We start from the raw sequence: 16,981 nt of genomic DNA on the forward strand, positions 1-16,981 counted from the left end.
AGTGGTCGCTACAGGTCGAGCCCGATATCGAGCACCCGCACCGAGTGGGTGAGCGCTCCGACCGCCAGGTAGTCGACACCGGTGCCCGCGTACTCGGCCGCGCTGTCGAGGGAGAGCCCACCCGACGATTCCAACTTCGTCCCCGGCGACCGGGAGTCGCGGCGCTGCACCGCGATCTGCGTCTGCCACACGGGGAAGTTGTCCAGCAGCACGAGCGACCCGGGCCCCAGGTTTTCGGCCAGTACTTCGTCGAGTTGCTCGAGTGAGTCCACCTCGACTTCGCAGTCGATGTCCGGCGCGGCGGCACGCACCGCGCGCAGCGCCGCCACCACCGAACCGGCGGCCGCGACGTGGTTGTCCTTGATCAGCGCCGCGTCGCCCAGTCCCATCCGGTGGTTGACGCCGCCGCCGACGCGCACCGCGTACTTCTGCAGCGCCCGCAGGCCCGGCAACGTCTTGCGGGTGTCGCGAATCTTCGTCTCTGTCCCGGAAACCGCCTCCACCCACGCCGCGGTCGTTGTCGCGATACCCGAGAGGTGACAGACCAGGTTCAGAGTCGTGCGCTCGGCCGTCAGCAGTCCCTGTGTGGGCGCCTCGACGGTCAGCACGGCACCGCCCGGTTCGAGCCGGGCACCGTCGTCGACGCGATGCTTGATCAGGTAACCGTCGGGGCCGAGCACCTCGTCGAGGGCCAGCAGCGCGATGTCCACGCCGGCGATCACCCCGGCCTCGCGGGCCACCATCGACGCCGTTGTCCGCGCGTCCGGTGGCACCGTGGCGAGCGTGGTGACGTCCGGTCCGTAGCGCAGATCCTCTTCCAGACCGCGCGCGATCACCCTGCGAGCCTCTGCGAGCTCGTCGGCGGTCAGCTCCATCAGCAGCACGCCCCGGCCTCGACGAGGTTGCGCGACAACGCGGGATCGGTGCCGGGGTAGTCGCGCCGGTGGTGGCAGCCGCGGGTTTCGGTGCGGGCAAGCGCGGCAGCGGCGACCGCTCCCGCAGCAGTCGTCAACGCCACGTCCTCGAAGTCGGCGCGTGAGCCGAGCACCCGCGGTGGTGCGGCGTCCAGTTCCGCGGCCAGGGCGAGCAGGCCGTCGCCGTCGCGCACCACGCCGGCGTTCCTGGTCATCGCTCGCTGCAGAACGGCCCGCGGAAGGGCTCGCCGCACGGTCGGCTCCGGTGGCCGTGCCGTCACCGGTCCGGCGGCCAAAGCGTATGCCGCCGCGGCCTTTCCGGCCCGGCCACCGACGACGAGCCCTTCGAGCAGGCTGTTGGACGCCAACCGGTTCGCGCCGTGCACCCCCGTGCACGCCACCTCGCCCGCGGCGAACAGGCCCGCGATGTCGGTACGTCCGTGCACGTCGGTGACGACGCCGCCGCAGCTGTAGTGCGCACCCGGCAGCACCGGAATCGCCTCGACGGAGGGATCGATGCCCGCCGCTGCGCATGCCGCGGTCACCGTCGGGAACCGCTTCGCGAAATCCTCGATCCGGCGGGCGTCGAGGAACACACACGGCGCGCCGGTCTCCTCGATACGGGCGTGGATCGCCGCGGCGACGACATCCCGCGGCGCCAGGTCGCCCATCGGATGGACACCGTCGGTGACCGAACGGCCCTGTGAGTCAACGAGTATCGCGCCCTCACCGCGGACGGCCTCGGTGATCAGCGGCCGCCTGCCGGCGTTGTGACCGTCGAACAACATGGTCGGGTGGAACTGGATGAACTCGATGTCGCTGACCGGCAGTCCGGCCCACATCGCCAGCGCGACACCGTCTCCCGTCGACCCGTCAGGGTTCGTGGTGGCCGAGTAGAGATGGCCCAGTCCCCCGGTCGCGAGAATCACCGACGGCGCGTGCACCACCCCGAGACCGTCCTCGTTGAGCACCTGCACCCCGGTGACGGCTCCGGCCTCGTGCAGTATCTCGACCGCGACGTGATTGTGGCGGATGTCCAATGTGGCGGCCGCGATGTTGAGCGCTCGCTGCACCTCCGCGCCGGTTGCGTCGCCGCCGGCGTGGATGATCCGGCGCCGCGAATGGCCGCCCTCGCGGGTCAGCGCCCAGGACCCCGGCGCCGCCTCGTCGAAGCTCGCCCCGTCGGCCACCAGGTCGAGGACCGCGCGATACCCGTCGGCCACGATCGAGCGCACCGCATCGGGATCACACAGCCCCGCGCCGGCGGCCAGCGTGTCGGCCACGTGCGCCTCGATCGAGTCACCGTCCTCCCGCAGGCTGTCCGGCAGCACCACGGCGATCCCGCCCTGAGCGTAGAAGGTTGCGGTGTCACCGGTCTTGCTGAGGACCATCACTTTTCGACCGCGGCGGTGCGCTGCGAGCGCGGCGACCAGGCCCGCCACACCGGTACCGATCACCACGACATCGGCCCGCTGCTGCCATTGACCGGCCCACCGTCCCGAACCGCAGGCGAGGGGGCGCGTCATTCTCCGCCGCCGGGCTGACCGATCGCGATCATGCGCTGCACGCTGGCGCGGGCCAGGCGTGCGGTCTCGGGGTCGACGTCGACCTCGTCCCTGCCCTCAACCAGACACCGCAGCAGCGCGGCGGGGGTGATCATCTTCATGAACTTGCACGAGGCACGGTCGTTGACCGCCATGAAGTCGACACCCGGTGCGGCGCGGCGTAATTGATGCAGCATGCCGACCTCGGTGGCCACCAGCACCTGTCGCGCCCCGGTCTCGCGCGCGGCGTCGAGCATCCCGCCGGTGGACAGGATCTTGACCCGGTCCTCGGGGAACGCGCCCTCGCCGGCGAGGTACAACGCCGATGTGGCGCAACCGCATTCAGGATGAACGAACAGTTCGGCGTCGGGGTGGGTACGGGCCTGGTCGGCCAGCTCGTCGCCGTTGATACCGGCGTGCACGTGGCATTCGCCCGCCCACACGTGCAGGTTCTTGCGGCCGGTGACGCGCCGGACGTGCGCGCCGAGGAACTGGTCCGGGCAGAACAACACCTCGCGGTCCTCGGGGATGGACGCCACCACCTCGACGGCGTTCGACGAGGTGCAGCAGATGTCGGTCTCGGCCTTCACCGCCGCGGTGGTGTTCACGTAGGAGACCACGACGGCTCCGGGATGCTCGGCCTTCCACGCCCGCAGTTCGTCGGCGGTGATGGAGTCGGCGAGAGAGCAGCCGGCCCGCTGGTCCGGGATCAACACGGTTTTGTCCGGGGACAGGATCTTGGCCGTCTCGGCCATGAAGTGCACGCCGCAGAACACGATGGTGTCCTCGGGCACGTCGGCCGCGATTCGCGACAGCGCCAGCGAGTCACCGACGTGATCGGCGACGTCCTGGATTGCCGGCAACTGGTAGTTGTGCGCCAACAGCGTCGCGCCACGCAGGTCGGCGAGGCGGCGCACCTCGGCGGCCCACTCCTCATCGCCGTCGACGCCGGAAAAGCCGGTCGGACCATCGACGATCCGGCTCGACAGATGGTCTGCGGGCATCCGGTCGAGAACCGTCATGGCCGCCTCCTTCGTCAGAATCGAGTTTTCGACTTACAATCGAAAACATGGATCATATTAGCACCGCGCATGAGGTGCTCGCCGCCGTGTTCCAGGTTCGGGACGCCGCCAACGGCAAACCCGCACTTCACGTGCTGTTGTGGCAGCGGGCACTCGACCCGCAGCGCGGGCGGTGGTCGCTGCCCGGCGGACGACTCGGCGCCGACGAGGATCTGACCAGCTCCGTGCGCCGACAGCTGGCCGAGAAGGTGGACCTTCGTGAGCTTGCTCACCTCGAACAGCTCGCGATCTTCTCCGATCCGAAGCGGGTCCCCGGGGTTCGGACGATCGCGTCGACGTTTCTGGGACTGGTGCCCTCCCCCGCGACCCCGGAGCTGCCGCCGGACACCCGTTGGCATCCGGTGAGCGACCTGCCGCCGATGGCGTTCGACCACGGCACCATGGTCGAGCACGCCCGCACCAGGCTTGTCGCCAAGCTCTCTTACACCAATATCGGATTTGCGTTGGCGCCAACGGAATTCGCGCTGTCGGCATTGAGAGACATCTACAGTGCCGCGCTCGGCCACCACGTCGACGCGACAAACCTGCAACGCGTGCTCGAACGCCGAAACGTCATCACTCGCACGGGCACCACCGCGCGGTCCGGCCGCAGCGGGGGCCGCCCGGCGGCGTTGTACCGGTTCACCGAGGCGCGCTACCGGGTGACCGACGAATTCGCCGCACTGCGTCCGCCCGGGTGAGTCGACTGGATTCTTAACGCTCTCTTAAGCAAGAATGGCCGAATGTCTCTGGGCAATGCCGCGCCGGCATCGGGTGCCGAGTGGATCGGGTACGTACCCCACGAGGACCTGTCCCGCGGCGCGCGCCCGCAGCTGCCCGCCGACGACCCGTTCTACGAACCACCCAGCGGTTTCCAGCACGCCGAACCGGGCACCATCCTGCGCAGCCGTGACGTCGAGCTGGCCTTTCTCGGGCTCGTCCCGCAGAAGTTCACCGCCACGCAGCTGCTCTACCGCACTACCGACATGAACGGAGCCCCGGAAGCCACCGTCACCACGGTGATCGTGCCGACCGAGCGCACCAACCGCGACGTGGTCCCGGTCATCTCCTACCAGTGCGCGATCGACGCGGTGACCTCGCGCTGCTTCCCGTCCTACGCGCTTCGCCGCAAGGCGGTCGCCCCCGGTGCGCTCGCACAGTTCGAGTTCCTCCTGATCGCCGCTGCGCTCGCCGAGGGCTGGGCGGTCTCGGTGCCCGACCACGAGGGGCCGCTCGGTTCGTGGGGCACCCCGTGCGAGCCCGGCTACCGCATCCTCGACGGCCTGCGCGCGGCCGTCAGCTGCGAGCGCCTCGGACTGGACGAATCCGCACCGATCGGGCTCTGGGGGTATTCCGGCGGCGGTCTGGCCTCGGCTTGGGCCGCCGAGATGCACAACCAGTACGCGCCCGAACTCAACATCGTCGGGGCGGTGCTCGGCTCCCCCGTCGCCGACCTCGGCAGTGCCTACCGCCGGCTCAACGGCAGTTTGTACTCGGGGCTGCCCGCCATGGTGGTTGCGGCCTTGACCCACGTCTATCCCGAACTGGACCGCGTGATCCAGGAACACGCGACCGAAGCGGGCAAGGCCATGCTGCTGCGGATCGAGAACATGACGACCGCGCATGCGGTGTTCCGGTTCGCCGGGATGGACATGGGCAAGCTCGTCGACCGGCCGCTCAACGAGATCCTCGATATGCCCGAGGTCAAACACATCTTCGACAGCATCAAGCTGGGCACCGCGGTGCCGACCCCGCCCGTGCTGATGGTGCAAGCCGTCCACGACAAGATCGTCTCCGTCGACGACATCGACGAGCTCAGCGAGATCTACCGCTCCGGCGGCGCGTCGGTCACCTACCACCGCGACCTGTTCAGCGAACACATACTGCTGCATCCGATGTCGGCGCCGATGGCGCTGCGCTGGCTGATCGACCGGTTCGACGGCAAGCCGGTGTCCGAGCATCTGGTCCGCACGACCTGGCCGACGCTGCTGAACCCGATGACCTACGTCGGAATGACGCGGCTGGTCAAGATAGCGGTCAAGGTGATGACGGGCCGGAAGGTGGAGCGCTCTCCGCTGTGACCGGCGGGACGAACGCCGGCACCTCGACCGGCGGCCAGGCGCCCAGATCGTCGCGCGCCGTGGAGACCGCGGTCAACGCGTAGACGAGTGCGGCGGCCGCGGCGGGGAACAGGATCGTCAACGCCGCCTGTATCGGGGTGTGCCCGAAGAACACCGGCGGCGCCTCGACGACGTAGTGCACGCGGTGTTCGGGTGTCACCGGCGCGGCGGCCACGTCGATCGTCCCGTATCGCAGGTGCACCAGCAGCGCGCCCAGGCCGGCGGCCGTTCCCGCGGCCAGCATGCAGCCGGTCGCCAGGGCCGCCAGCGTCACCGGCCCGCGGTGCGCCCGCCACTGCCACACCAGCACCGCGGCGACGACGGCCACGACGCAGAGCATGCCGACGAGCAGGAATGCCGCGACGAAAAAGTGGTCAGCCTCGTTGCCCAGGTAGGCGCGGATGCGATCGCCGCCGCGCGTCAGCGCCACCACGCCGTGGATCGGCGGCGCCAGCCACGACCACAGCGCCCCGATCAGTGCGCCGGCCACCGCCAGCGCCGCCATTACGGTCAGTGCCGCGCGGACGCGCGAAATACGCGGGGCGGCAACATCGTTCATCGTTGTTCCAGATCCTTCGAGTCGGTAAGGCCGTGGCGGGAGCAGTTGGCGGACCAGCCGTCGGGCCGCACCTGGACGATCATCCGCCGACCGCACTCGGCGCAGAACCGGGGCGGTTCCAGGCCCATGCTGGCGGCGGTGGGCACAGCGGTGCCGTCCGGTTCGCCGGTGTAGACGTTGAACGGCATGGGTTTACAGACTGGCTCAGAGAGTGGCGTTGAGCGCCTTGATCGGCATCTGCAGATCGTCGAGCAGTTCGAGGTCCGCCTCGGCCGGTCGCCCGAGCGTGGTCAGGTAGTTGCCGACGATCACCGCGTTGATCCCGCCGAGGATGCCCTTCTTGGCGCCGAGGTCGCCCAGGGTGATCTCCCGCCCGCCCGCGAAGCGCAGCATCGTGCGCGGCAGCGCCAGCCGGAACGCGGCCACGGCCCTGAGCGCATCGGCCGCGGGCAGGACCTCCAGGTCGCCGAACGGGGTGCCGGGCCGCGGATTGAGGAAGTTCAGCGGCACCTCGTGCGGGTCGAGTTCGGCGAGGTTGGCGGCGAACTCCGCGCGTTGCTCCAGCGTCTCGCCCATGCCGAGGATGCCGCCGCAGCACACCTCCATACCGGCCTCGCGGACCATCCGCAGGGTGTCCCAGCGCTCCTCCCACGTGTGGGTGGTGACGACGTTGGTGAAGAACGACCGTGCGGTCTCGAGGTTGTGGTTGTAGCGGTGCACGCCCATGTTCGAGAGTCGCTCGACCTGTTCTTGGGTCAGCATGCCGAGCGAGCAGGCGATCTGGATGTCGACCTCGTTGCGGATCGCCTCGATCCCGGCGGCCACCTGGGACAGCAGTCGCTCGTCGGGTCCGCGTACGGCGGCGACGATGCAGAACTCGGTGGCGCCGGTCTTCGCGGTCTGCTTGGCGGCCTCCACCAGGCTCGGCACGTCCAGCCAGGCGCTGCGCACCGGAGACGTGAAAAGCCCTGACTGTGAACAGAAGTGACAGTCCTCGGGGCAGCCGCCGGTCTTGAGGCTGATGATGCCCTCGACCTCGACGTCGGGTCCACACCACTTCATCCGGACGTCGTGTGCGAGTTCCAGCAGGTCGTCGAGGCGGTCATCCGGCAACTGCAGCACCTGCAGCGTCTGATCCTGGTCGAGACCTTCGCCGCGTTCGAGCACCTGCTCGCGGGCCACCGCCAGAATGTCGCTCACCTAGTCGTCCTCTCGCCTTGAACACGTCGGCGGTGCCGACAATTGAACACGTCGGCGGTGCCGACAATTGAACGGTGTTCAGGTTAGGGTATCGGCGTGCAGCTTCACAAACGCGACGTGGTGGACGCGGCGACCGCTCTGCTGGACAGTTACGGGCTCGCCGATCTGACCATGCGACGGCTGGCGCGCGAGCTCGACGTCTCTCCCGGCGCGCTGTACTGGCATTTCGCCAACAAGCAGGAATTGCTGGGAGCGGTCGCCGACCGCATCTTGGACGGTGTGCCGTCCGCGACGGGAATCGTCGACGTGTGCAATCGGCTCAGGGATGCGCTGTTGTCGCACACCGACGGCGCCGAGTTGGTGTCGGCCAGCTTCGCCGCCGGACAGTCCGCGGCGATGGCGCGCGTCGTGGCACGTCTGACCGAGGCAGCGGTCGACGCCGGCGTCGATCGGGAGCACGCCGAGTTGGCCGCCCGCACCGTCGTCTACTACGTGTTGGGGTTCACCGTCGACGAGCAGTCCCGCCTGCAGTGGGACGCCGCAGGGGCCGAGTTGCCCGACGCGCAGTCGGCGCTGACCGACGACGCGACCGCCCGGTTCGGCTTCGGTGTCGCGTTACTCCTCAACGGCATTCGCGTCGCCGAGGTTGTCCCGAGTGGGACGCTTGCGCGCCTCGATGAGCGTCCGTGAGGAGTGCGCGACAAAGGGACCGTCGTGCTCGATCTGCCGATGGAGTTCGCGGAGCCGGTCGCGGTACCGCTCGACGGTGAAGTCCGGCACCATCCAGATCACCTTGCGCAGGAAGTACACGACCGCCCCGATATCGAAGAACTCCATCCGGAGCCGCTCCGTCCGGAGGTCGACAACCTGCAGACCCGCGGCCGCCGCTTCGGCGGCTTCGACATCGGGATGACGTTTCTTCGCCGCGTCCGGTTGGGGGCCGAGGAAGTACTCGATGAGTTCGAACGCGCTCGCGGGACCGACGTGCTGCGCGAAATAGGTGCCTGCGGGCACCAGCACACGAGCGATCTCCGTCCACCACACGGTGGCTGGATGTCGACTCGTCACCAGATCGAACGAGTCGGAGGCGAACGGCAGCGGCGGCTCGTCGCGCGTCGCCACGACCACCACGCCATGCGGATGAAGCAGCCTGGTCGCTCTGGCGACATTCGGCGGCCATGACTCGGTGGCGGCCATGGTCCGCGGCAGGACGGCCGCCTCGGCGATCAGCTCGCCGCCGCCGGTCTGGATGTCGAGCGCAGCGTTCGACTTGGCCAGCCGACGACTCATCAGGCGCTGATATCCCCACGACGGCCGTTGTTCGGTCGCCCGTCCGTCGAGCCAGGAGAAATCCCAGCCGGACACCGGCGCCGCCGCGGCTTCGGCGACAAGCTCCTCGAACGTCACGCGATCGCATGCTCCTGCTTCGTATCGCCGTCCCAGCGGCGCAACCCGACGATGGAGCCCTTGATCTCGGCGGGCTTTCCCGCGATCCGCACCGCCCGGCCCATCTGCGCCGGCGCCACCCGGCGCGCCAAGGTCATGTGTGGCGTCCAGCCGTCCGGCGCAGCGTTGGCCATCGGTTCGGGATGCATGTGCGGCAGACAGAGTTTGTGCACCTCCGCATGAACCTCCAGCAGCGCAACCGTCGGTACCACGAGGCGCGCGAGCACGGCCTTGGCGCGGCCGAAGAACAGCGGTGCGCCGATCCGGCACGGCATCGGGAACCGATCCGTCACCGATGAAAGCAATCCGTCCACCTCGGCGCCGATCCGCTGCGCAACGGTCAACGTGACGTGCGGGCGACTCGCCGGCGCCTGACTCGGAATACCGTTCTCCCGCAGCTCGTCCCAGATGCGACGGATCGCCGCCTCGGTGTCCGGATCGAAGATCAGCTCCACGGAATGCACCATTGGCTACACCAGGCTTGCGATCCAGTCGGGGTCGAACGCCGACGCGCTCATCGCCGCGAACTCCGCGGCCGTCATAGTCCCCGCACCTGCGGGCAACACGGCGCGCACCGGCGCCAATCCGGCCAACGCGTCGCGGTTGCCTTGCTCGGCCACACCCGGATCCGACGGCCATGAACCGATCACCAGGCCGGCGCACGAAAGCCCCTGCGCGTCAAGCGCTTCCAGCGTCAAGGCGGTGTGGTTGAGCGTGCCCAGGCCCGCATGGACGACGACCAGCACCGGCGCGGCCAGCTCGACGGCTAGGTCGCGCAGCGTCACTTCCTCGCCGATCTCGACGAGCAGCCCGCCGGCACCCTCGACCAACGTCAGCGGCGCGTTCACCGACCGCACCGACGCCACCAGTTCGGCGCGCGCGGGTAACGCGAGTCCCGCGCGATCGGCGGCGGCTCGCGGCGCCAGCGGTTCCGGATAGCGCCACCCACCGCGCAGGTCTGAGACACCCGACAACCGGCCGACGTCGGCGAGATCGTCATCGCGCGGACTTCCCGTTTGCACCGGCTTGCACACCGTGACGTCGATGCCGGCCAGCCGCGCACAGCAGGCCAGCGCAGCGGTGGCGATCGTTTTACCGACGCCGGTGTCGGTGCCGGTGACGACGAGCACGCTCACCGGCGCGCGGTCGTCAGCACGTTGCCGAGAACCTCACTCGCCACGCACATTTCGTCGTCGGTCAGCGATGCCCGAGCGGTCAGCCGCAGCCTCGACGTGCCCGGTGGCACGGTCGGCGGCCGGAAGCACCCGACCCGTACACCACGCTCCAGGCAGGCGACCGCCGCGCCGAACGCCACCTCCGGCTCACCGAGGATCACCGAGACGACGGCCGACTCCGGCCGCTCGGGCACCGAGCAGATCGAGGCCAGCTCGGCGGCATGGTCCAACACGGCCTGTGCGCGCCATGGCTCGGCGATCAGCACGTCCAACGCCGCCCACGCCGCTCCGACCGCGGCGGGCGCCAGGCCGGTGTCGAAGATGAACGGCCGTGCCGCGTCGATCAAATGGTCGCGCACGGCGCCCGGACCCAGCACCACGCCGCCCTGGCTGCCCAGCGCCTTGGACAGGGTCGTGGTCATCACGATGTCGGGCGCGCCGGCCAGACCCAGTTCGTGCAGCAGGCCGCGGCCGCCGGTGCCCCGCACGCCGAGACCGTGCGCCTCGTCGACGAGCAGCAGCGCGCCGTGCCGTCGGCAAACGTCGTGCAGCGCGCGCAGCGGGGCCATGTCGCCGTCGGCGGAGAACACCGAATCCGTCAGCACGACGGCGCGCTCCTCATCCCGGCCGGCCAGCGCCGCCTCCACCGCCGCGACGTCGCGGTGCGGGGTGACCGCGACGCGGCTCCGCGACAGCCGGCACGCGTCGACCAGTGAGGCGTGGGTGAGCGCGTCCGACACCAGCAGCGAGCCGGGGCCCGACAGCGCCACCACCGCGCCCAGGTTCGCGGTGTAGCCCGACGAGAACACCAGCGCCGACTCGGCGCCGACGAAGTCCGCCAACGCCAGCTCGAACCCCTCGTGAAGTTCGGTGTTGCCGGTGACCAGCCGACTTCCCGTCGACCCTGCACCCCAGGTGCGCAGTGCGTCGACACCGCCGGAAATGACTGCGGGGTGTTGCGACAGGCCCAGGTAGTCGTTGGACGCTAGGTCGAGTTCTGCGCCGACGGGTGGGCGGGCACGCAGGAACCGGCGCAGACCCGCCGTACGCCGCTGCTGTTCGACGTCGTCGAGCCACGCCAACGGCGAAAGACCTGCGCGCGTCACACCCGCCCTCCTCTTGACTTGAACGGTGTTCAGGTTAAGGGACCGACGCGTGACGGCACAATTTCGCGGCTCGTCTGTGCGTCATAGACCCGCGAGCGCTCAATCTCGTACGGTTTTCGGCCCAGAATCCGTACCAGAATGAGCCCTCGCGCACGTCCGCCATGCGATCAACCCGTCAAGGCCCGAGCGACCGCGACCATGCCTGAGCTGATCTGGCCGATCTCGTCGGGTGTGCAGATATACGGCGGCATCGCGTAGACGAGATTGCGGAACGGCCGCAGCCAGATGCCGTGCTCGAGCGCCGCGGGCGTGGCCACCGCCAGGTCCACCGGCCGCTCCATCTCGATCACCCCGATCGCGCCGAGCACCCGCACGTCGGCCACACCCGGCAGCGTCGCGGCGGCCGACAGCCCATCATGCAGACCTTGCGAGATGCCCCGCACCGACGACCGCCAGTCCTGCCCGAGCAGCACCTCGACCGAGGCCACACCGACCGCGCACGCCAGCGCGTTGGCCATGAACGTCGGCCCGTGCATCAGCGCGCCGGGCTCGTGGGTGCTGATGGTGTTCGCGATCTCGCGCGAGCACAGGGTCGCGGCCAGCGTGATATAGCCGCCGGTGAGCGCCTTGCCGACACACATGATGTCCGGGCTGACGGCTGCGTGGTCGGCGGCGAAGAGTTCGCCCGTGCGGCCGAAACCGGTCGCGATCTCGTCGAAGATCAGCAGCACCTCGTGGCGGGAGCAGATGTCCCGCAGATCGGCGAGATACCGCGGGTCGTGGAACCGCATCCCGCCCGCGCCCTGCACCACCGGCTCGACGATCACCGCGGCCAGTTCGTCGGCGTGATCGGCCAGCTGGCTCTCGAACACCGAAACGTAGGCGGCGTCGTAGTCGCGCGGCACCGGCGGCGCGAACACCTGGCGGGCCAGCACTGAGTTTTCGCCGGCCCACAGCTCGTGCATCCCGCCGTCCGGGTCGCACACGCTCATCGGGGTGAACGTGTCGCCGTGGTAGCCGCCGCGCCACGTCATCAGCCGGTGCTTGGCGCCCCGGCCCAGGCTGCGCCAGTACTGCAGCGCCATCTTGACGGCCACTTCCACCGAGACCGAGCCCGAATCGCTGAAGAACACGGTGTCCAGCCCCTCGGGGGTGATCTCGACGAGCAACTGCGCGAGCCGCGCGGCCGGTTCGTGCGTCAACCCGCCGAACATGACGTGATTCATGGTTTCGACTTGACTCGTGATCGCCGCGTCGAGCACCGGATGACCGTGCCCGTGTATAGCGGTCCACCACGACGCCATCGCGTCGAGAACCTGCAGCTCGCGACCGTCGTGGTGCAGTGTCAGCCATGCCCCGCGAGCACCCACCGCGACCACCGGAGCCAGCGCTCCGGCGCCGATCGTGCTGTAGGGATGCCAGACGTGGGCGGCGTCGACCGCGCTGATCTCGGCGGGCGTCATGGCTGGCACCTTCGGTAGATTATCCGTCGACCATGATGACCCTCGCCCCTCCCCGGCCGGCGCCCGTCGCTTACCCGGGCCCCTCGTCGCGTGCCGGGAAAACTTCGAGCGGTGCCCGCGCATCGTCGTCATACCGGCACGATCTCGACGGGCTGCGCGGCATCGCGATCGCGCTCGTCGCGGTCTTCCATGTGTGGTTCGGTCGCGTTTCCGGCGGGGTCGATGTGTTCCTTGCGCTGTCGGGCTTCTTCTTCGGGGGGCGACTGCTGCGCACCGCGATGACGCCGGGCGCCTCGCTGTGGCCCGTTCCGGAGGTGACCCGGCTGGTCCGCCGGCTGTTGCCCGCGCTGGTGGTGGTGCTGGCGGCTTCGGCGGTGCTGACCATCCTGATCCAGCCGCAGACCCGCTGGGAGACGTTCGCAGATCAGAGCCTGGCCAGCCTCGGCTACTTCCAGAACTGGGAGCTGGCGAACTCCGCATCGAATTACCTGCGAGCAGGTGAGGCGGTCAGCCCGCTGCAACACATCTGGTCGATGTCGGTGCAGGGCCAGTTCTACATCGCATTCCTCGCGGTGATCTTCTTGTCCGCCTTGCTGTTTCGGCGGGTCTTTCGTCGGCACATGCGGCCGGCATTCCTGACGTTGCTCGGCGTGCTGACCGTGGCGTCGTTCGTCTACGCGATCTTCGCGCACAACGCCGACCAGGCCACCGCGTACTACAACAGCTTCGCCAGAGCCTGGGAGCTACTGCTCGGCGCCCTGGTCGGCGCGCTCGTATCGCACCTGCGCTGGCCGATGTGGCTACGGACGACGGCCGCGGTCATCGCGCTGGCGGCGATCCTGGCGTGCGGCGCATTGATCGACGGCGTCAAGGAGTTCCCCGGCCCGTGGACGCTGGTTCCGGTCGGCGCCACCATGCTGTTCATCCTGTCCGCAGCGAACCGGGTGGCCGACCCGCACACCGCGGGGCGGATGCCGCTGCCCAACCGCCTGCTGGCGACGGCGCCGTTCGTGTCGCTGGGCGCGATGGCGTACTCGCTATACCTCTGGCACTGGCCGCTGCTGATCTTCTGGCTGTCCTACAGCGGACACAGCCGCGCGACCTTCGTCGAGGGCGCGGTGGTGCTGCTGGTTTCCGGAGCGTTGGCGTGGCTCACCACCAAGTACGTCGAGAACCCGCTGCGATACCGGTCCACGGGGGCTTCATCCGCTGTCGCGCAATCGAGGAGTCGGCGCCGCAGGCCGACGGTGGTGCTGGGCTCCGTGGTCGCGTTGTTGGGTGTGGCGCTGACCGTGACGTCGTTCGGCTGGCGCGAGCATGTACTCATCCAGCGCACGAATGGCGAAGAGCTCCTTGGCCTTTCATCGCAGGATTATCCGGGCGCCGCGGCGTTACTGGCGAAGGCGAAGGTGCCGAAACTGCCGATGCGCCCGACGGTGCTCGAGGCCAAGAACGACCTGCCGCAGACTACCGAAGACGGGTGCATCAGCGACTTCGACAACGTCGACGTGATCAACTGCGCATACGGCGATAAGAACGCCAGGCGCACCATCGCACTGGCGGGCGGTTCGCACGCCGAGCACTGGATCACCGCGCTGGACCTCCTGGGCAAGAGACACCACTTCAAGGTGGTCACCTACCTGAAGATGGGGTGCCCGCTGACGACGGAGAAGGTTCCGCTGGTGATGGGCGACAACCGCCCGTACCCGAAGTGCCATGAGTGGAACGAGCGCGTGATGGCCAAGCTGGTCGCCGACCGGCCGGACTACGTCTTCACCACCTCGACACGGCCGTGGAACATCAGAGCCGGCGATGTGATGCCCGGCACGTATATCGGCATCTGGCAGGAGTTGTCCGACAACAACATTCCGATCCTCGCCATGCGCGACACGCCATGGCTGGTTCGCAACGGGGAGCCGTTCTTCGCCGCCGACTGTCTTGCCGACGGCGGCGACGCCATCTCCTGCGGAACGAAACGTTCCGACGTACTGTCGGAATACAATCCCACACTCGATTTCGTCGAACGGTTCCCGTTGCTCAAGCCACTCGACATGAGTAACGCGGTGTGCCGCAAGGACATCTGCCGGGCGGTGGAGGGAAACGTGTTGCTATACCACGACGCTCACCACATCTCGAAGACGTATATGCGCACGATGGCCCCGGAGCTGGGCCGCCAGATCGCCGCCATCACCGGTTGGTGGGCCGGCTGATGACCTCCGGCGAGCCGGCGTCGCGCCGGCGAGGAAGACGAGGGGGCTCGGTGCCTACCGTCTGGCCGGGAACCTCCTATCCCCTCGGCGCCACCTACGACGGCGCGGGCACCAATTTCTCGCTGTTCTCCGAGGTCGCCGACCGGGTGGAGCTGTGCCTCATCGGTAAGGACGGCCGTGAGGAGCGGGTCAACCTCGAGGAGGTCGACGGCTACGTCTGGCACTGCTATCTGCCGACGGTCACGCCGGGCCAGCGCTACGGCTTTCGCGTGCACGGCCCGTGGCACCCGGCGGCCGGACACCGGTGCGATTCGAGCAAGCTGCTGCTCGACCCGTACGGCAAGTCATTCCACGGCGACTTCGATTTCTCCCAGGCGTTGTTCTCCTACGACCTGACCGCCGACGATCTCGCCACGGGCGGCACGCCGCCACGCATCGATTCGCTGGGCCACACCATGACCAGCGTCGTCATCAATCCGTACTTCGACTGGGCGTCCGACCGCCCGCCGCGTACGCCGTACCACGAGACGGTCATCTACGAGGCCCACGTCAAGGGAATGACACAGCGGCACCCGGGCATTCCCGAGGAGCTGCGGGGCACCTACGCGGGGCTCGGTCACCCGGCGATCATCGACCACCTCAAGTCGTTGAACGTGACGGCGATCGAGTTGATGCCCGTGCACCAGTTTCTGCACGATCACCGGCTGGTCGACCTCGGACTGCGAAACTACTGGGGCTACAACACTTTCGGCTTCTTCGCGCCGCACTACGAATACGCGGCCACCAAGAACGCGGGCGGCGCGGTCGCCGAGTTCAAGACCATGGTCAGGTCATTCCACGAGGCCGGCATCGAGGTCATCCTCGACGTGGTCTACAACCACACCGCCGAGGGCAACCACCTCGGCCCGACGCTGAATTTCCGCGGCATCGACAACGCCGCCTACTACCGACTGCTGGACGGCGACCTTCGCCTGTACAAGGACTTCACCGGCACCGGCAACAGCCTCAACGCCCGCCACCCGCACACCCTGCAACTCATCATGGACTCGCTGCGCTACTGGGTGACCGAGATGCACGTCGACGGGTTCCGCTTCGACCTGGCCGCCACGCTGGCCCGCGAGTTCTACGACGTCGACCGCTTGAGCGCGTTCTTCGACCTGGTGCAACAGGATCCGGTCGTCAGCCAGGTGAAGCTGATCGCCGAACCGTGGGACGTCGGCGAAGGCGGTTACCAGGTCGGCAACTTCCCAGGTTTGTGGACGGAGTGGAACGGGAAGTACCGCGACACTGTGCGTGACTACTGGCGGGGAGAGCCCGCAACCCTGGGCGAGTTCGCATCGCGGCTGACCGGTTCCTCCGACCTCTACGAAGCGACGGGTCGCCGGCCATCGGCGAGCATCAACTTCGTCACCTGCCACGACGGCTTCACGTTGAACGACCTGGTGTCCTACAACGAGAAGCACAACGAGGCCAACGGCGAGGACAACCGCGACGGCGAGAGCCACAACCGGTCGTGGAACTGCGGTGTCGAAGGGCCCACCGACGATCCGGACATCCTGGCGCTGCGCGGCAAGCAGATGCGCAACATCATGGGCACCCTGATGGTGTCGCAAGGCACGCCGATGATCTCGCACGGCGACGAGATCGGCCGCACCCAGCGGGGGAACAACAACGTCTACTGCCAGGACTCCGAGATCTCCTGGGTGGACTGGTCGTTGTGTGAGACGAACGCCGACCTGCTCGAGTTCACCCGCAAGGTCACCAAGCTGCGCAGGGAACATCCGGTGTTCCGCAGGCGACGGTTCTTCGAGGGCAAACCGATCCGCAGCGGCGACCAGGTCCGCGACATTGCCTGGCTGACACCGGCCGGCGAGGAGATGACGCTCGAGGACTGGGGCACCGGTCTGGGCAAGTGCGTGGCGGTGTTCTTGAACGGCGACGCCATCTCGGCCCCGAACGAACGCGGTGAACGGGTCGTCGACGACTCGTTCCTGTTGTGCTTCAACGCCCACGACCAGCCGCAGGACTTCGTCACCCCGACGAGCAGCTACGCCAACGAGTGGACCGCGGCGCTGGACACCGCCGACGCCACCGGATTCACCGACTTGGTCGCGAAGGCCGGCGAGAAGATCGCGCTGCCTGCGCGCTCGCTGCTGGTGATGCGTAAGACGGCTTGAGTTTCT

General features: G+C 68.4%; 16 protein-coding genes. 5 read left to right on the forward strand and 11 right to left on the reverse strand.

The features are described from left to right. Nucleotides 1-8: 8 nt before the first annotated feature. Genes nadC through nadA form a run of 3 tightly spaced genes read right to left on the reverse strand, consistent with a single transcriptional unit; the run spans nt 9 to nt 3,480 of the window. Nucleotides 9-875 carry a carboxylating nicotinate-nucleotide diphosphorylase gene (nadC, locus tag AU187_RS09455; protein ID WP_059100183.1) on the reverse strand — a complete coding sequence of 289 codons (867 nt, stop codon included), beginning with the start codon at nt 873-875 and terminating at the stop codon, nt 9-11. Continuing rightward, complete coding sequence (locus tag AU187_RS09460) at nt 875-2,440, reverse strand: L-aspartate oxidase (protein ID WP_059100063.1); 1,566 nt, start codon at nt 2,438-2,440, stop codon at nt 875-877. The genes nadC and AU187_RS09460 overlap by 1 nt, the downstream gene beginning before the upstream one ends. Further along, nucleotides 2,437-3,480 carry a quinolinate synthase NadA gene (nadA, locus tag AU187_RS09465; RefSeq protein ID WP_059100062.1) on the reverse strand — a complete coding sequence of 348 codons (1,044 nt, stop codon included), beginning with the start codon at nt 3,478-3,480 and terminating at the stop codon, nt 2,437-2,439. The genes AU187_RS09460 and nadA overlap by 4 nt, the downstream gene beginning before the upstream one ends. A 47-nt stretch (nt 3,481-3,527) precedes the next feature. Between nadA and AU187_RS09470 the strand changes: the two genes are divergently transcribed. Both AU187_RS09470 and AU187_RS09475 read left to right on the forward strand, forming a co-directional pair. Continuing rightward, nucleotides 3,528-4,220, forward strand: coding sequence for an NUDIX hydrolase (locus AU187_RS09470; protein ID WP_059100061.1), 693 nt, complete (start codon nt 3,528-3,530; stop codon nt 4,218-4,220). A gap of 42 nt (nt 4,221-4,262) precedes the next feature. After that, nucleotides 4,263-5,600 (forward strand): lipase family protein, encoded by a 1,338-nt coding sequence (locus AU187_RS09475; RefSeq protein ID WP_059100060.1) that lies wholly within the window; start codon nt 4,263-4,265, stop codon nt 5,598-5,600. Here the strand turns inward: AU187_RS09475 and AU187_RS09480 are convergent. The 3 genes from AU187_RS09480 to bioB are packed head-to-tail and all read right to left on the reverse strand — an operon-like array spanning nt 5,557 to nt 7,398. Beyond that, nucleotides 5,557-6,198, reverse strand: coding sequence for a DUF2567 domain-containing protein (locus AU187_RS09480; RefSeq protein ID WP_059100059.1), 642 nt, complete (start codon nt 6,196-6,198; stop codon nt 5,557-5,559). The two genes, AU187_RS09475 and AU187_RS09480, sit on opposite strands and share 44 nt — an antisense overlap. Beyond that, nucleotides 6,195-6,386 carry a biotin synthase auxiliary protein BsaP gene (gene bsaP / locus AU187_RS09485; RefSeq protein ID WP_059100058.1) on the reverse strand — a complete coding sequence of 64 codons (192 nt, stop codon included), beginning with the start codon at nt 6,384-6,386 and terminating at the stop codon, nt 6,195-6,197. Before bsaP ends, AU187_RS09480 begins: the two co-directional genes overlap by 4 nt. 16 nt (nt 6,387-6,402) lie before the next feature. Then, complete coding sequence (gene bioB, locus AU187_RS09490) at nt 6,403-7,398, reverse strand: biotin synthase BioB (protein WP_059100057.1); 996 nt, start codon at nt 7,396-7,398, stop codon at nt 6,403-6,405. A 96-nt stretch (nt 7,399-7,494) separates the two neighbouring features. Between bioB and AU187_RS09495 the strand changes: the two genes are divergently transcribed. Continuing rightward, a complete protein-coding gene (locus tag AU187_RS09495) occupies nt 7,495-8,088 on the forward strand; it encodes a TetR family transcriptional regulator (protein WP_059100056.1) in 594 nt (197 codons plus the stop codon). Here the strand turns inward: AU187_RS09495 and AU187_RS09500 are convergent. The 5 genes from AU187_RS09500 to AU187_RS09520 all read right to left on the reverse strand — a co-directional run bounded on the left by AU187_RS09500 (nt 8,014) and on the right by AU187_RS09520 (nt 12,588). Next, nucleotides 8,014-8,805 (reverse strand): methyltransferase domain-containing protein, encoded by a 792-nt coding sequence (locus AU187_RS09500; protein ID WP_059166657.1) that lies wholly within the window; start codon nt 8,803-8,805, stop codon nt 8,014-8,016. The genes AU187_RS09495 and AU187_RS09500 overlap by 75 nt on opposite strands. Continuing rightward, nucleotides 8,802-9,311 carry a 2'-5' RNA ligase family protein gene (locus tag AU187_RS09505; RefSeq protein WP_059100054.1) on the reverse strand — a complete coding sequence of 170 codons (510 nt, stop codon included), beginning with the start codon at nt 9,309-9,311 and terminating at the stop codon, nt 8,802-8,804. The genes AU187_RS09500 and AU187_RS09505 overlap by 4 nt, the downstream gene beginning before the upstream one ends. A 3-nt stretch (nt 9,312-9,314) precedes the next feature. After that, complete coding sequence (gene bioD, locus AU187_RS09510; RefSeq protein WP_059100053.1) at nt 9,315-9,980, reverse strand: dethiobiotin synthase; 666 nt, start codon at nt 9,978-9,980, stop codon at nt 9,315-9,317. Then, complete coding sequence (locus AU187_RS09515; RefSeq protein ID WP_059100052.1) at nt 9,977-11,125, reverse strand: 8-amino-7-oxononanoate synthase; 1,149 nt, start codon at nt 11,123-11,125, stop codon at nt 9,977-9,979. The genes bioD and AU187_RS09515 overlap by 4 nt, the downstream gene beginning before the upstream one ends. A gap of 167 nt (nt 11,126-11,292) precedes the next feature. Further along, nucleotides 11,293-12,588, reverse strand: a complete 1,296-nt coding sequence (locus AU187_RS09520) for an adenosylmethionine--8-amino-7-oxononanoate transaminase (RefSeq protein ID WP_172800205.1) — start codon at nt 12,586-12,588, stop codon at nt 11,293-11,295. Between the two features lie 32 nt (nt 12,589-12,620). Between AU187_RS09520 and sucT the strand changes: the two genes are divergently transcribed. Both sucT and glgX read left to right on the forward strand, forming a co-directional pair. Next, the gene (gene sucT / locus AU187_RS09525; protein ID WP_059100050.1) at nt 12,621-14,798 is read left to right on the forward strand and encodes an acetyltransferase SucT; all 2,178 of its coding nucleotides are present in this window, start codon (nt 12,621-12,623) and stop codon (nt 14,796-14,798) included. Then, entirely contained in the window at nt 14,798-16,975 is a 2,178-nt protein-coding gene (gene glgX, locus AU187_RS09530) for a glycogen debranching protein GlgX (RefSeq protein WP_059166771.1), read from the forward strand. The genes sucT and glgX overlap by 1 nt, the downstream gene beginning before the upstream one ends. Nucleotides 16,976-16,981 lie beyond the last annotated feature (6 nt).

This window comes from Mycobacterium sp. IS-1556 (assembly GCF_001499985.1).
Lineage (GTDB): Bacteria > Actinomycetota > Actinomycetes > Mycobacteriales > Mycobacteriaceae > Mycobacterium.

Bases quoted from the DNA above. Each gene is read 5' to 3' on its own strand.
- nadC (WP_059100183.1), bottom strand. From the start codon at position 875: ATGGAGCTGACCGCCGACGAGCTCGCAGAGGCTCGCAGGGTGATCGCG.
- AU187_RS09460 (WP_059100063.1), bottom strand. From the start codon at position 2,440: ATGACGCGCCCCCTCGCCTGCGGTTCGGGACGGTGGGCCGGTCAATGG.
- nadA (WP_059100062.1), bottom strand. From the start codon at position 3,480: ATGACGGTTCTCGACCGGATGCCCGCAGACCATCTGTCGAGCCGGATC.
- AU187_RS09470 (WP_059100061.1), top strand. From the start codon at position 3,528: ATGGATCATATTAGCACCGCGCATGAGGTGCTCGCCGCCGTGTTCCAG.
- AU187_RS09475 (WP_059100060.1), top strand. From the start codon at position 4,263: ATGTCTCTGGGCAATGCCGCGCCGGCATCGGGTGCCGAGTGGATCGGG.
- AU187_RS09480 (WP_059100059.1), bottom strand. From the start codon at position 6,198: ATGAACGATGTTGCCGCCCCGCGTATTTCGCGCGTCCGCGCGGCACTG.
- bsaP (WP_059100058.1), bottom strand. From the start codon at position 6,386: ATGCCGTTCAACGTCTACACCGGCGAACCGGACGGCACCGCTGTGCCC.
- AU187_RS09505 (WP_059100054.1), bottom strand. From the start codon at position 9,311: ATGGTGCATTCCGTGGAGCTGATCTTCGATCCGGACACCGAGGCGGCG.
- AU187_RS09520 (WP_172800205.1), bottom strand. From the start codon at position 12,588: ATGACGCCCGCCGAGATCAGCGCGGTCGACGCCGCCCACGTCTGGCAT.
- sucT (WP_059100050.1), top strand. From the start codon at position 12,621: ATGATGACCCTCGCCCCTCCCCGGCCGGCGCCCGTCGCTTACCCGGGC.
- glgX (WP_059166771.1), top strand. From the start codon at position 14,798: ATGACCTCCGGCGAGCCGGCGTCGCGCCGGCGAGGAAGACGAGGGGGC.